The sequence below is a fragment of the Catenuloplanes japonicus genome, assembly GCF_000717135.1.
Classification (GTDB): Bacteria; Actinomycetota; Actinomycetes; order Mycobacteriales; family Micromonosporaceae; genus Catenuloplanes; species Catenuloplanes japonicus.
Genome location: NZ_JNXY01000031.1, coordinates 63,890 through 78,305, shown reverse-complemented (window position 1 = coordinate 78,305; position 14,416 = coordinate 63,890). Strand labels below are relative to the sequence as shown.

The following is a 14,416-nucleotide window of genomic DNA, read 5'->3' as shown; positions in this document are numbered from 1 at the left end:
CGTGCGGATAGCGCTCTTCATCACCTGCGTGAACGACCTGATGTTCCCGGGCACCGGCAAGGCCGTGGTGTCCGTGCTGGAGCGGCTCGGGCACACCGTCGACTTCCCGGAGGCGCAGACCTGCTGCGGGCAGATGCACGCGAACAGCGGGTACCGGGCGGAGGCGATGCCGATGGTGCGCGGGTTCGTCGAGACGTTCGCGGACTACGACGCGGTGGTGGCGCCGTCCGGCTCGTGCGTGGCGATGGTGCGCGACTCGTACCCCCGGCTGGCTCTCGGTGATCCTGATCTTGAAGCGGGCGTGGCCGCGATCGCGCCGCGCACCTACGAGCTCGCGGAGCTGCTGGTCGACGTGCTGGGCGTGACCGATGTGGGCGCGGTCTTCCCGCACACCGTGACGTATCACCCGACCTGTCACGGGCTGCGGATGCTGCGCCTGGGCGACAAGCCGCTCTCGCTGCTGCGAGGAGTGCAAGGGCTTGAGCTGAGACCGCTCGAAGGCGCCCAGGAGTGCTGCGGGTTCGGGGGCACGTTCGCGCTGAAGAACGCCGGCGTCTCGTCCGCGATGCTGGCGGACAAGTGCGGCGCGGTCGAGGACACCGGCGCGGAATACGTGGTGGCCGCGGACAACTCCTGCCTGATGCACATCGGTGGCGGGCTGTCCCGGCGCGCCGCGACGGCCAGGCCGATCCACTACGCCGAGATCCTCGCCAGCACCGGGAGCGCCTCATGAACGGCACCGGCAACATCGTCGCGCTGAAGCCGTTCCCGGACGCGGCGCGACTCGAACTCGACGATGCGCAGCTGCGGACGAACCTGCGGCGCGCCACGCACACGATCCGGGACAAGCGGCTGCGCGTGGTCGGTGAGGTCGACGACTGGGAGCAGCTGCGACTGTCCGGCGCCGCGATCAAGGACGACGTGCTCGCCCGCCTGCCCGAGCTGCTGGAACGGTTCGAGGAGGCCGCGACCAAGGCCGGCGCGGTCGTGCACTGGGCGCGCGACTCCGCGGAGGCGTGCGAGATCGTCACCGCGCTGGTGAAGGAGACCGCGGCCCGCGAGGTCGTCAAGGTCAAGTCGATGGCGACGCAGGAGATCGGGCTCAACGAGGCGCTGGAGGCGGCCGGGATCGCGGCCACCGAGACCGACCTCGCGGAGCTGATCGTGCAGCTCGCCGAGGACACGCCGTCGCACATCCTGGTCCCGGCCATCCACTACAACCGCAGCCAGATCCGGGAGATCTTCCTGTCCAAGATGCCCGGTGTCACGAGAGGGCTGACCGACGAGCCGCGCGCGCTCGCCGAGGCCGCCCGTAAGCACCTGCGGGCGAAGTTCCTGACCGCGACGGTCGGCATCTCCGGGGCGAACTTCGCGATCGCGGACACCGGCACGCTGGTCGTCGTCGAGTCCGAGGGCAACGGGCGGATGTGCCTGACACTGCCGCAGACGCTGATCTCCGTGGTCGGCATCGAGAAGATCCTGCCGGACTTCTCGTCGCTCGACGTCTTCCTGCAACTGCTGCCGCGGTCGTCGACCGGCGAGCGGATGAACCCGTACACGTCGATGTGGACCGGCGTCACGCCCGGGGACGGGCCGCAGACCACGCACATCGTGCTGATCGACAACGGGCGTACGGCCACGCTCTCCGACGAGGTGGGCCGGCAGGCGCTGCGGTGCATCCGCTGCTCCGCCTGCCTGAACGTGTGCCCGGTCTACGAGCGGGTGGGCGGGCACGCGTACGGGTCGGTCTACCCCGGCCCGATCGGCGCGATCCTGTCCCCGCAGATGACCGGCGACGGCGCCAACAAGACGCTGCCGTACGCGTCCACGCTCTGCGGCGCCTGCTTCGACGCCTGCCCGGTGCGGATCAACATCCCCGAGGTCTTGGTCCATCTGCGGCAGAAGGGGCCGAAGTCGCGCGCGGAGCACGCCGCGTTCGCCTCGATCTCCTGGATCATGCGGGACCGCCGCCGGTACGCCGCCGCGCTCCGGGCCGCCCGCCGGGGCAGCGCACCGCTGCGCGGACGGGGACCACTGCGCCGGCTGCCGTGGCCGGCGTCCGCATGGACGGTCAGCCGCGACCTGCCGCTGCCGCCGAAGGAGAGCTTCCGGGAATGGTGGGCCAAGCGATGAACGCACGCGAGGAGATCCTGGCCCGGGTCCGGGCGCACCGGCCGTCCGCGCCGGTGACCGTGCCGCGCGACTACCTGCCGGACGTGGCCGGCATCGACGTGGTCGAGGTGCTGGTGGACCGGCTCGTCGACTACAAGGCGGGCGTGCACCGGGCCTCCGCCGCGTCGCTGGCCGAGGTGCTGGGCGCGCTGGTCGCGTCGTCGGCCACGGTGGTGGTCCCGCCGGGCCTGCCACCGGAGTGGTTCACCGGTCCGGTCGTGCGGGACAGCGCGGACGCACCCGTCTCCGTCGGCACGCTGGACGCGGCCGGCGTCACCGTGGTCACCGGGTGCGCGGTCGCGATCGCGGCCACCGGCACGCTGATCCTGGACGCCGCGCCGGACCAGGGCCGCCGCGTGCTCAGCCTGGTGCCGGACCATCACGTCTGCGTGGTCTGGACCGATCAGATCGCCGGTGGCGTGCCGGCCGCGCTGGCCCGGCTCGCGGACCCGTCCCGGCCGCTCACGCTCATCTCCGGGCCGTCCGCGACCAGCGACATCGAGCTCAACCGCGTCGAGGGCGTGCACGGCCCGCGCCGGCTGGACGTGGTCATCGCGACGCGTTGAACTCCACGTCGAAGACCAGGTCGGCGAAGGCCGGCGGCGTCGTGGCCGCGTGGTTGCAGCGGTAGCGCCGCCGGAACGCGCCCGTGCGCTCCACGTGCATGGCCGCGTTCTCGGCCGCGCGGTCGGTCACCCGGTCCGCGACCTCGTAGACGTTCGTGACGTGCAGGCGGCGGTCCGGGGCCAGGTAGTCGACGGTCAGCGCCGCGCCGGCCGGCCACAGGATCAGCTCCGGGCCCGAAGTGGCCGGTCCGCAGGTCAGCGCGCCGCCGGCCGCGGACAGCGCCACGCCGTGCCGGAACGGGCCGGGTGGCGGTTCCGCGCGCAGCACGAGCGTGCCGCGGACCGGCACGTCGTCCCAGGTGTCCGTGATCGTGACCGGGCGGCCGTCCCAGAGCAGCGGGCCCGGATCGCCGCGACGGGCCTGATCACGCAGCGCGGTGGCGATCGACAGGCCGGTCGGTGCGTAGTCCCGCGCCCGGATCACGTCCGCCGCGCTGTCCTGAAGATCTGAGAGCAACGGCGACCAGGGGGTACGGGTGGTGAGGCAGCACAGCACGGCCTGGTGCACCGCGAGCAGGTCGGCGCCGGTGACCCGCCTCGGTCCGGGGGTGCGCCCCGGCGCCCGCCACTCGACCGTGAACCCGCCGGCGCGGGCGGCCTGGACGCGCAGGTAGTGGGCGCCCCGGCCGGTCGGGAGGATTACCGCGCCGGCGGGGAACGGATCGTCGCCGAGCGCGTCGAGCAGGTCGTAGAGCGCGTCCGGGTCGGTGGGGAACGGGCCGACCGCGCGGGCGGTCACGACCCGGTAGGACGGACGATCCGGGGAGTGGCGGCGGGACTGGGCCACGATGGCGCTCCTCGGACGTACCCACTGATGATTTTGAATGTGAAAGGCCCTGACCGGCGCCGCGCGACCCCCGTTGAACTTGCCGCGCGACGCCGGTCAGGACCGGCCGATCCGGTCGATCGGTGTGTTAGGAGAGCAGGTCCTTGAGCGACTCCGGGGCCTCGGTGACCTCGGCCGCGACCGGCGCCTCGATCGTCTTGGCCCCGTCGTAGGTGAAGGTGACCTTGTAGTCGAACGCGGCGACCTCGCCGATCGCGGGCACCTTCAGCGTGATCGCGGTCAGCCGGCCGGAGTCGTCGACGGTCGCGGTGAACGGCACGGCCTTGACCGTGTCACCGGCCTTCGTGAGGTCCACGACGTCCGCGGCCTCGGCCTTGGTCAGGTCCAGCGTGCCGGAGTAGGTGCCGGTGCCGGTCTCCGTCACGTCGATCACGGCGTCGACCAGCACGTCCGTGCCGGTCGGGTCCGCGTCCGCGTCTGTCCAGCCCTTGGGCATCGAGTCGTCCGCGGCGGCCTGCGACGGGTCCACGACGACCCACTTGTCCGGCATCTCCGGCATGCCCTCGAGGCCGGAGAACTTCATCTTCACCCAGGCGGACTGGTCGACGACCCGGAACTGCATCGTCGAGGTCAGGCCCTCCTCGTCCGCGACGTACGTGGCGGTCAGGTCGTAGCTCTTCGTCGTCGGGCTGGACACGCCCTTGATGTCCTGCGCGTCGCCCTCCGTGTCCAGGCCGGTGATCGTGAACGAGAAGGGAGTGGTGGTCGCCCCGGGCGCCGACTTGGCGACGATCTCCGCGGGAGTCTGCGCCGGGGTGGTCGCGGCATCGTCCTCGACCGCGATGGCGCAGCCGGTCGTCAGACCCGCGATGGCAAGGAGCGCGAGACCGGACTTGAGTGCAACAGAAGACATGGCGAACAGCTCTCTGCGAGGTCACGGCGTCCGGAGCGGCGCCGTGTGCCAATACCGTCCACAGCGGCGCTGCCGGACCGCTGCCGAGCCGCCGCGGGCGCTGCCGATCGACTGCCATCCCACAGATATCGCCTGCTAGAGTCGCCTGCGCGAACCTGGGGAGGAGACGCGACGATGGAGGTGCGGTACGCGGTTCTGGGCCCGTTGACGGCCTCGGCGGGCGACACGGAGATCGATCTCGGCCCCGCGAAGCAGCGGGCGGTGCTCGCGCTGCTGCTGCTGAACGCGAACCGGCCGGTCTCCGCCACCGCGATCGTCGACACGGTGTGGGCCGACGACCCGCCGGAGAACGGCGCGAACGTGGTGCAGAAGCACATCGCCGGGCTCCGCCGCGCGCTGGAGCCGGACCGCTCGCCCCGCTCCCCCAGCACGGTGCTGACGCTGGACGGCGCCGGATACCGGCTGCACGTCCCGTCCGGCGCGCTGGACACCGACACCTTCGACTCGGCGGTACGGGCCGCGCGCGCCCACGTCGCGGCGAACGACTTCGCGGCCGCGGCCTCCGGGCTGCGCGGCGCGCTCCGGCTCTGGCGCGGCGAGGCGCTGGCCGGGCTGGGCGGCCGCGTGTTCGAGACCGAGCGGCGGCGGCTGGACGACGCGCGCGGCGCCGCCTGGGAGCTGCTGGCCGAGGCGGAGCTGGCGCTCGGCCTGCACGCGTCGCTCGGCGCGGAGCTGGTCCGGGTGATCGAGGAGTTCCCGGCGCGGGAGGAACTGCGCTGCGCGCTGCTGCTGGCGTTCTACCGGCAGGGGCGGCAGGCGGAGGCGCTGACCGCGTTCCGCGAGGCGCGGGACTATCTCAACGACGAGTTCGGCGTGGAGCCGGGCGAGCGGCTGCAGGATCTGCACCGGCGCATCCTGCGGTCGGACCCGACGCTCGGGCCGGTGGTCGAGACGGCGGCCGTGCCGGTCCCCCCGTCCTCCCCCGCGCCGCCCGCGGTGCCGTCTCCGCCGCCCGCGGTCGCGCCGTTCATCGCGGCCGCGCAGCAGCCGGACTTCACCCGGAAGTCCTGGGTGATGGCGCTCCTGGCCGGCGGCACCTCGCTGGTCACGGCCGGCGTGTTCGCCTGGGCGATCGTCGGCGCGCTGGGCCTGATCCGGCGCAGCCTGGTGCACACGTTCGCCGGCATCGTCTACGGCGCGCTGACGCTGACCATGTGGATCCTCGCCGACTCCGAGCTGATCAGCGGCGAGAACGAGCCCTTCAACAGCTGGGACACGGTGCTGGTCGTCGGCCTGATCGTGCCGCTGTTCGTCGGCACCGGGCACGCGGCACTGCTGGCGCTGTTCCCCCGCAACCGGCCCGGCATCCAGGGTGATGCCGGGCTCGGGCCGGAGGCGCTGCGTGAGGCGCGCCGGCAGCAGGCGCGCCAGATCCTCACGTTCCGGCCGGACATCGCGGTGGAGCTGGGCATCGGCCGGCCGGACCTGTTCCGCTGGTTCGACGACGGCGGCCTGGTGGACATCAACGCGGTGCCGGAGGGGCTGATGGTCACGCTGCCCGGCGTGACCGCCACGATGGCCCGGAACCTCGCCGTGGAGCGGGCCCGCGGCGGCCCGTTCAACGGCCTGCACGACCTGGTGGCGCGCGGCGCGTTGCAGCCGCACCGCGCCTACCCGCTCGGGCAGCTGCTGGTCTTCGGCGGGGTACGGGCCGCGGCCTACGAGGCCGAGGTCAGGACGGCACTCCCGCAAGGCTGAGGCCGCGGCGCTCCGCGACGTACTCCACCAGCGCGATCAGCACGCTCTTGCCGGACCGGCGGTCCCGCGCGTCGCAGAGCACGATCGGCACGTCCGGGTCCAGGTCGAGCGCGGTCCGCAACGCGGCCTCGGTGATCTGGCTGTGCCCCTCGAACATGTTGACCGCGACCACGAACGGCGTGCCGCGCTGCTCGAAGTAGTCCACCGACGGGAAGCAGTCCGCGAGGCGGCGGGTGTCCGCGAGCACGACCGCCCCGAGCGCGCCGAACGCCAGCTCGTCCCAGAGGAACCAGAAACGGTCCTGGCCGGGCGTGCCGAACAGGTAGATCTGCAGGTCCTCGCTGATCGAGATGCGGCCGAAGTCCATCGCGACCGTGGTGGTGCCCTTCTGCTCGACGCCGAACGTGTCGTCCACGTCCAGCCCCATGCCGGTGAGCACCTCCTCGGTCTGCAACGGGCGGACCTCGCTGACGGAACCGACCAGCGTGGTCTTGCCGGCGCCGAAGCCGCCCGCGATCAGGATCTTCAGAGCGGTCGGCACGGCCGGCCGCTCGTCAAAGAGCACGGAGTCCATTAACAACCGCCTTGAGGATGTCTTCGTCATGCCGGCGCGCCGCGGGCGGCTCGTACATGGAGATGAGGTCGGCGGCCAGCAGGTCGCCGAGGAGGACGCGGATCACGCCGAGCGCGAGGTTCAGCTTCGCGGCCACCTCGGCCACGGAGAGCGGCTCCGCCGAGGCCGCGATGATGGCGCGCTGCTCCGGGCTCAGATGGGCGGGCAGCCCCTCTTCCCCCGACCTGGCGACGACGAACGCCACCAGGTCGAACCCGCCGGCGACGGGCCGGACCCGGCCGCCGGTCACCGCGTAGGCGCGGACCACCGGGCCCGCGTCGTCGTCCATCCAGTGCATCTCCGGATCCTCCGGCCGACTGGGCATGTCCGGTGGTCTATCCCGCATCAGTGCGCACCCCCGGGGTTCGTTGGGTGGCGCTCATGTTCTGCCCCACCCGGGTGACGAGCATGGCCATCTCATACGCGATCAGTCCGATGTCGGAGTCCGACGCCGCGAGCACGGCGAGGCAGGCTCCGGCGCCGGCCGAGGTGACGAACAGGTACGCGGTCTCCATCTCGATGATGGTCTGCCGGACCGGTCCGGCGCCGAAGTGGCGGCTGGCGCCCTTGGCGAGGCTCTGGAAGCCGGCCGCCATCGCGGACAGGTGCTCCGCGTCCTCCCTGCTCAGGTTCCTCGACGCGCCCATGAGCAGGCCGTCGGAGGAGAGCACCACAGCCTGGTGCGCCGTCGGGACCCGGTCGATCAGGTCGTCGAGGAGCCAGCTGAGGTTGGCGTTGGAGGTCATCTGCTGTGCCACTTATGCGTCCCTGTCTGCATCTCGGTGCTCCGTGGCACTGTCCGCCGACACGTCGGCGGCCGCCGCGGATTGAACGGTTGTCGGCGAACCTGCCGACGGGATCCTGGCTTCCGGCGGCGGGGACAGCACGGCCCCGGACGGCGGCGTCGCGGTGCCGCGCGCGGACTCGGCCCGCTGCTCCGGCACCGGCTGACCGGCCATCATCGCCTCCGCGGCCCGGCGGCCCCGGTTGGTGCCCGCCTGCAACGCGGACATCAGACTGCGCGCCTGGTCCGGCGAGCGCGGCGCCGCCTCGGGCACGACCGGCGCGGTCTCCTGCCGCCCGGGGCGGAGCTGCGGCGCCAGATTTGCCTGACGAACGCGCTTGGGCAGGCCGTCCATGGTGGTGGTCTCCTCCGGGTCGTCCCCCGGCTCCGCGTCCGCCGTCGTCTGCCCCGGCGCCTGGACCGCGGATTGCGGGCGCTGCGGTATGGCGAGCGTCGGCGCGTCCTCGCCGTCCTCTGTGGGTCTATTGTCCGTGTCCGATGTGGCGGACGTAACCGGGGTGGCCTGCTTTCGCCGCTTGGTCGAGCGGCGGCCCGGCAACTCCATCCCATCGACCACGACCGTGCCGATCGTCTCACCCGCCGGCTTGCCCTTGCGCGCGGGCTCGGCGGACGCGGGCGCGGCCTCCAGCTCCCGCGGCGCGGCCGGGCGGGTGGCCACCGTGTTCGTGGCGCGGCCGTTCGGGCCGGCCGGCTGGGCCACCGCGAACCGGGGCAGCGCGGGCTCGACGCGGGAGACCAGCTCGCTCGGGACCAGCAGCACCGCGGTCACGCCGCCGTACGGCGACACGCGCAGGCTGACCTGGATCTGGTGCCGCGCGCCGAGCTGCGCGACCACGAACAGGCCGAGACGGGCGCTGTTGGCCGGGTCGAAGTCCGGCGGCTCGGCCAGGCGGCGGTTCGCGTCCGCCAGCTCCTCGGGCGTCATGCCGAGACCGCGGTCCTCGACCTCGATCGCGTAGCCGTTCGGCACGGTCTGGCCGCCGACCCGGACCCGGGTGTGCGGCGGCGAGAACGACGTGCCGTTCTCGATCAGCTCGGCGAGCAGGTGGATCACGTCGCCGACCGCGCGGCCGACGACCGCGATGTCGTCCGCCACGTCGATGTCGACCCGCGCGTAGTCCTCGACCTCGGAGACCGCGCCGCGCACCACGTCGATCATCGGAACCGGGTTGCGCCAGCCACGGCCCGGGACCGCGCCCGCGAGGATCACCAGATCCTCCGCGTGGCGCCGCATGCGGGTGGCCATGTGGTCGACCTTGAACAGGTCGCCGAGCTCGTCCGGGTCGGTGACGCGGCGCTCCATCCGGTCCAGCAGCGCGAGCTGGCGGTGCAGCAGCGTCTGGCTGCGCCGCGCGATGTTGAGGAAGACGTCGTTGAGGCCGCGGCGCAGCGCCGCCTCGTCGACCGCGGCCTGCACGGCCGTGACCTGGACCTCGGAGAACGCGTTGCCGAGCTGGCCGATCTCGTCGGTGCCGAACTCCAGCCTCGGCGTCTCCGCCTCCACGTCGACCTCCTCGCCGCGGCGCAGCCGGCCGACGACGTCGGGCAGCCGTTTCCCGGCGAGGTCGGTGGCGGCGTCGTGCAGGTCGGAGAGCCGCCGGATCAGCGACCGGCCGACCCGGACGGAGATGACCAGCGACAGCACCATCGCGGCCAGGCCGAGCAGGCCGGCCGCGCCGAGCATGCCGAGGATGCGGACCGCGAGCGGCACCGCGGCCTCGGCGACCCGGTCCGAGGTGAACTGCTCGAAGTTGCGCAGCTGCAGCGAGACCTGCTCGTGCGTGCGGGTCCACTGGATCAGCCCGATCGGCACGGTCTTGTTGTCCGCGCCGGACGTGATGAGCGTGTTCTCCATGCTTTCCAGGCGCTCGAAGACCGGCGATTGGATCAACAGGTTGTAGCGCGCCCGCGTCTCGGCGTCGAGATCCAGCACGGCGGTGGCGTAGAGGTACCTGTACGTACCGATGATTTGCACCAATTGACCGTGTTCACTGATCTGGAACTTGCCCGCGGTCGAGGCGCCGGCCACCAGCGCGTCGACCTGGCCGAGCACCTCGCGAGCCTGGCCGAGCTGGGCCATCGCGCCGGCCCGGCGGCTCAGCACCGGGTCGTCGTACCGGCTGAGAAGGTCGAAGACCATGAACATCTTGCCGATCACGTCGCTGTAGAAGCGCAGCGCACCCGGCTTGTCCACGTCACGCGAATCGATGAACGCGCGCTGCTGCGGGATCGCGTCCAGCGACGTGTAGACGGTCTCCAGACGGCGGTCGAGCTCGTCGCCGATGTCCGCGTGGTCCACCGAGCGCCGGCGGAACTCGGCCATCGCCTCGTCCGTCCGCGCGCGCTGCGTGGTCAGCGCCACGTTGTCCTGTCGCGCGGTGGGCGTGCTCGCGTTGCCGGCCAGATAGATCAGCGACAGCCGACGCTCCTGCTGCAACTCGGCCGCCAGCTCCTCGCCGGGCCGGCCGACCTGGTCCAGCACGTCCTGCGAGGCCAGCAGCACCGTCGCGGGACCGACGGTCAGCACGGTGGCAAAGGCCCAGAGCGCGGTCAGCGCGACGAGCGGCACCGAGACCAACGCGATGATCTTCGATCGGATTGACCAGTTCCGGATATTCATCAGACCTCGTCCGCTGAGCCGATCGGCAGGGCCGACACGGCGTCTTCCCCGCTGGGCAGGATACGTAATCGGCGCCGTGTGCACTACCTCACCCGGAACCTGAGTAGACGGACAGGGAATGCGACACGGCCCGCTGACCGGTTGTGATCAAGGACCGGCGCGGCTCACTCGCGGACTCGTGAAGAAACCCCGCGAACCTGGATTGGCGATCACCATCCACCGGGCATTAGCTGCGGTGAAGGAGGAACCCCCATGTCCGGTACGCAGATCGTCGTCCTCATCGTCATCGCCGTCATCGTGCTGGCCGTCGCCGCCGCAGCCGTCCTCTACGGCCGCCGTCGAGGTCAGCAGCGACTCCAGGAACGCTTCGGGCCCGAATACGACCGCACGCTCGCGGAGGCGGGCAGCAAGGACGCGGCCGAGAAGGAACTGCTCGAACGCGAGCGCCGCCACGCCGAACTCACGCTGAACCCGATCAGCGCGGAATCCCGCACCCGCTACACGACCGAATGGGAGCGGATCCAGGCCACGTTCATCGACTCGCCCGTCCAGGCGGTCGCGGAAGCTGATGAACTTGTGACCCAGCTGGTGGCCGAACGCGGATACCCTACGGAGAACTACGAAGAGCAGCTCAGCCACCTCTCGGTCGAGCACGCGAACACGCTCGGCCACTATCGGGACGCGCACGAGATCAGCGTCGCCAGCGCCCGTGGTGAGGCCAGCACCGAGCAGCTCCGCAAGGCGCTCGTGCACTACCGCGCACTCTTCGGTGAGCTCCTCGGCGCCGATCCCGTGCCGCCGGCATCTCCCGCAAGCTCCTCCGAGAACACCCACACCAGCCACCGGTGAGGAGACCTCCCCATGCGTTTCTTCCAGAGCGAGTCGCACTCGAAGCCTGACGACACCAACGACGACGACACGGTACGGGCGGAGCCGGTGCCGGCCCCGCGCGCCTCCGACGAGAACGACACCGACCGCGGACCGGACGCCGCGGACAGCCCGCACATCTCCACCGGGTTCGACGACGCCGATGCGGACCGGGACGGCGTGAACGACGCGGAGCCGCGGCCGGACGAGGACGACAGTGCGGCCCGGACCGGCGAGCCGGTCGACGCGGACGTGGTGCCGGACGAGCCGGTGGTCGTGGAGCCGGTACCGCAGGAGACCGCGTTCGGCGCGGCGACGGTGGGCGGGGCGGTGGCCGCCTCGGAGCAGGCCGCACATCGCGAGGACGACGACACCACCGCCGTGGGTACGGCCTCGGTGCCGGATTCCCCGGAGGAGCTCGACGAGGACGGCAAGCCGCTCCGGGCCGAGACGGCCGAGGGCTTCGGACCGGCCGGCACGGACTCCGACACCGGCTCCGACACCGCGGACACGACCGGCACGGAGACGGACGCGACCAGCGCGGACTCGGACACGGTGGTGGCGGATCCGGACGCGGTCGTCACGGACTCCGACACGACCGGCGTGGACTCGGACTCCGCCGACGCGGACGCGGACTCCACCGAGGCGGAGGAGGACAAGCCGCTCCGGGCCGAGGACGAGGGCGAGACCGTCGAGGCCGGCCAGTCGGCCGGGGGCGAGACCGTCGAGGGCTTCGGACCCGCGCACCGGGCCGACGACGACGGCTCCGCAACCGAGGGCTTCGGGACCGCTGAGGGCACCGAGGGGTTCGGATCGGCCGACGACCTTGACGACTCCGCGACCGTCGTGGACACCTCTGGCACGCCCGAGGACACCGAGGGGTTCGGCACGCCCGAGGACACCGACGGCTCCACGACCGTCGTGGACACCTCCGACGCGGCCGAGGACAGCACGGACGCCGACGTGGCCGCGCCGGTGGACGAGGACAAGCCGCTCCGCGCGGAGGACATCGAGGACGACGACTCCGCCGAGGGAGAGCCTGTGACGACGCACGTCGACGAGACCACCGCGCTGGGCGTCGCCGCCGGTGCGGCCGCCGGAGCCGCCGCGGCCGGTGCCGCGACGAAGGACCGTGACCGCGACGGTCACCCGGACAGCGAGCGGGTGGCGGTCGACGGCGAGCCGCTCACGCCCACCACCACGGCCGCGGTGCCGATCGAGCCGGTCCCGGCCCCGGCCGGTGAGGCCGAGGCGCCCGCCACCACGGACGAGCCGGTCGAGCTGCTGCCCGGCGACGTGCCGGAGCAGCCGGCGCTGGCCGCGTTCTTCCGCGAGGAGACGGCGACCGACTTCCGCGACCGGTGGCGCGAGGTCCAGCTGCGCTTCGTGGACGACCCGGCGCAGGCCGCGTCCGACGCGGGCACGCTGATCGACGAGGTGGTCACCGCGCTCAACGCGGCGGTCACCGAGCAGCGTGAGGCGCTGGGCGGCACGACCTCCGGCGGCGACACCGAGCAGCTGCGGGTGCTGGTCCGCCGCCAGCGCGACTTCCTGGACCGGATCCTCGGCCTCTGACTTCCGACCCTTCACTCCCCCGCACCATCCGCGGCCGTCCCGATGCGGGACGGCCGCGTTCGCGTGTGTGAATCGGTAGCGCCGGCAGACGCCTCTGCGGGCCGGTGGCGGCGCGGGCGGCACCTAACGGATCCTGCCCGCGCCGCACGCCCCGGATCAGCGACGGCGACCGGCACCGCCGCGGATCAGCAGCGGCTCGGGCGACGCCGCACAGCCGCAGCTCGGCGCCCGCGCCGCACGCCCCGGATCAGCGACGGCGACGGGCACCGCCGCGGATCAGTGGCGGCTCGGGCGGCGGCGACGGTCGCGGAGGCCGAACAGCGCGCCCACCTGGGCGCCCACGACCGCGGCCGCGGCGAGTACCGCGGAGACCGCGAGCGGGAGCGGGCCGCGGTCGTTGCCGTCCAGGCCCTTCGCGCCGTTCAGGCCGCCGAGCGGGTCCTCACCGTGGTGCGGCGCGGGCGGCTGCGTCCCGTGTGCACCCGGCGCGGCCGCCCCGGACGACGACGAGGGAGCGGGCGCGGGCGTGGCCGCACCGGGCGCCGCGGAGCCCGGTGCTGCGGAACCCGGTGCCGAGGAGCCGGGCGCGGAAGCACCAGGCGCGGGAGCACCGGGCGCCGTGGAACCGGGCGCCGTGGAACCGGGCGCGGACGTGCTCGGCGTCGGCGTGCTCGGGGCCGAGTTGCTCGGCGCCGGCGTGTTGCTCGGGGCCGGCTCGACCTCGCCCGGGTGGGACGGCGGCGTGGCCGCGGCCGGGGGCGGCGCGTCGACCAGGCCGGTGGCGTGCTCGCGTACCCCTCGGTCCTCGGCGCTCTCCGGCATCTTCAGGAAGTCGCCGGCCTTGATCAGGTCCGGGTCGCCGATGTTGTTCAGCTCGGCCAGCTCCGGGTAGCGCTCGAAGTCGCCGAGGTAACGGTCCGCGATGGAGCCCAGGTAGTCGTCCTGCTCCACCCGGTAGACCGGCTCGCCGGCCCGCGCCTCCGTGACCGGTCCGGGCACCGCGGCCTGACCGCCCCCGCCGCCGGTCGCCGCGTGCGTCGGGTCGCTCCCGGGCGTACCGCTCCAGGGCCCTTGATCCCAGGTGTTGTTCTGGGAAGCGTCGACGAGCGCGGGCGCCGGCCGGGCCGGGGCAGCCCCGAATCCGGCCGTGTACGTCGGCGCCTGGCTCTGGTAGCCCACGTGCAACGGCGTGTCGCCCGGAATGCCGATGCTGGGCGCGCCGGCCGGCGTCATCGCGTACCCGGTGGTCTGCCCGAGCCCGAGCGCGGACGCGGACGCCGCGGCGCCGGTGGAGACGATGAGCGTGACGGACGCGATGAGCGCGGTCGCCATCCGCTGCTGGGTGCGCATGCCGGGCAGGTGCGGCGCCGGCACGCGCAGCACCAGCGCCACCAGCTCGATCAGCACGGACAGCGCGAACGTCAGCCAGCCGAGCCAGCCGACGAGCGCGAGCGCGCGCAGGAACAGCTGCCCGTCGTCCGGGCTGGTCAGCGTCGAGACCGCCTCGCCGAACGTGGGCAGGTGGTCCGGGAGCGGGTTCCCGGCGACCAGGTACAGCGCGATCGGCGCGCCGCCCAGCAGGCCGACGAGCAGCGCGAGCCCGGCCAGCCCGGTCGCGATCCTTCCGATTCTCCGCGGTACGGAGACGTATGTGCTCGTCATGCCCCGTCGCCCTTCTCT

Annotated in this window: 13 protein-coding genes; 6 read left to right on the top strand and 7 right to left on the bottom strand. The window is 72.8% G+C overall.

Annotation, left to right across the window (positions count from 1 at the left end; translation table 11 throughout):
- Position 1: 1 nt before the first annotated feature.
- The 3 genes from OP04_RS36125 to OP04_RS36115 are packed head-to-tail and all read left to right on the top strand — an operon-like array spanning position 2 to position 2,738.
- A complete protein-coding gene (locus tag OP04_RS36125; protein ID WP_033344434.1) occupies positions 2–733 on the top strand; it encodes a (Fe-S)-binding protein in 732 nt (243 codons plus the stop codon).
- Positions 730–2,133: a LutB/LldF family L-lactate oxidation iron-sulfur protein gene (locus OP04_RS36120; RefSeq protein ID WP_033344433.1), complete on the top strand. Its 1,404-nt coding sequence runs from the start codon at positions 730–732 to the stop codon at positions 2,131–2,133. The genes OP04_RS36125 and OP04_RS36120 overlap by 4 nt, the downstream gene beginning before the upstream one ends.
- Positions 2,130–2,738, top strand: coding sequence for a LutC/YkgG family protein (locus tag OP04_RS36115; protein ID WP_085067047.1), 609 nt, complete (start codon positions 2,130–2,132; stop codon positions 2,736–2,738). Before OP04_RS36120 ends, OP04_RS36115 begins: the two co-directional genes overlap by 4 nt.
- On the opposite strand, the gene OP04_RS36110 is transcribed toward OP04_RS36115, so the two are convergent.
- Together OP04_RS36110 and OP04_RS36105 are read right to left on the bottom strand one after the other, a co-directional pair.
- Positions 2,722–3,585 (bottom strand): hypothetical protein, encoded by an 864-nt coding sequence (locus OP04_RS36110; protein WP_157240830.1) that lies wholly within the window; start codon positions 3,583–3,585, stop codon positions 2,722–2,724. The genes OP04_RS36115 and OP04_RS36110 overlap by 17 nt on opposite strands.
- Before the next feature lie 127 nt (positions 3,586–3,712).
- A complete protein-coding gene (locus OP04_RS36105; RefSeq protein ID WP_033344431.1) occupies positions 3,713–4,498 on the bottom strand; it encodes a hypothetical protein in 786 nt (261 codons plus the stop codon).
- Between the two features lie 174 nt (positions 4,499–4,672).
- Between OP04_RS36105 and OP04_RS36100 the strand changes: the two genes are divergently transcribed.
- Entirely contained in the window at positions 4,673–6,256 is a 1,584-nt protein-coding gene (locus OP04_RS36100) for a BTAD domain-containing putative transcriptional regulator (protein WP_051799619.1), read from the top strand.
- On the opposite strand, the gene OP04_RS36095 is transcribed toward OP04_RS36100, so the two are convergent.
- The 4 genes from OP04_RS36095 to OP04_RS36080 are packed head-to-tail and all read right to left on the bottom strand — an operon-like array spanning position 6,231 to position 10,294.
- Entirely contained in the window at positions 6,231–6,830 is a 600-nt protein-coding gene (locus OP04_RS36095; protein WP_033344430.1) for a GTP-binding protein, read from the bottom strand. The two genes, OP04_RS36100 and OP04_RS36095, sit on opposite strands and share 26 nt — an antisense overlap.
- Positions 6,811–7,194 (bottom strand): DUF742 domain-containing protein, encoded by a 384-nt coding sequence (locus tag OP04_RS36090; RefSeq protein ID WP_033344429.1) that lies wholly within the window; start codon positions 7,192–7,194, stop codon positions 6,811–6,813. The genes OP04_RS36095 and OP04_RS36090 overlap by 20 nt, the downstream gene beginning before the upstream one ends.
- Positions 7,195–7,204: 10 nt before the next feature.
- On the bottom strand, positions 7,205–7,615 hold the full coding sequence (locus tag OP04_RS36085; RefSeq protein ID WP_033344574.1) for a roadblock/LC7 domain-containing protein: 411 nt from the start codon (positions 7,613–7,615) through the stop codon (positions 7,205–7,207).
- Positions 7,616–7,627: 12 nt separating this feature from the next.
- Entirely contained in the window at positions 7,628–10,294 is a 2,667-nt protein-coding gene (locus OP04_RS36080) for a nitrate- and nitrite sensing domain-containing protein (RefSeq protein WP_051799618.1), read from the bottom strand.
- 252 nt (positions 10,295–10,546) lie between these two features.
- Between OP04_RS36080 and OP04_RS36075 the strand changes: the two genes are divergently transcribed.
- Entirely contained in the window at positions 10,547–11,143 is a 597-nt protein-coding gene (locus OP04_RS36075) for a hypothetical protein (RefSeq protein WP_033344428.1), read from the top strand.
- 12 nt (positions 11,144–11,155) lie between these two features.
- Positions 11,156–12,736: a hypothetical protein gene (locus OP04_RS36070; RefSeq protein WP_033344427.1), complete on the top strand. Its 1,581-nt coding sequence runs from the start codon at positions 11,156–11,158 to the stop codon at positions 12,734–12,736.
- Between the two features lie 276 nt (positions 12,737–13,012).
- On the opposite strand, the gene OP04_RS48740 is transcribed toward OP04_RS36070, so the two are convergent.
- Positions 13,013–14,398 (bottom strand): LysM peptidoglycan-binding domain-containing protein, encoded by a 1,386-nt coding sequence (locus OP04_RS48740; protein WP_051799617.1) that lies wholly within the window; start codon positions 14,396–14,398, stop codon positions 13,013–13,015.
- Positions 14,399–14,416: the final 18 nt, after the last annotated feature.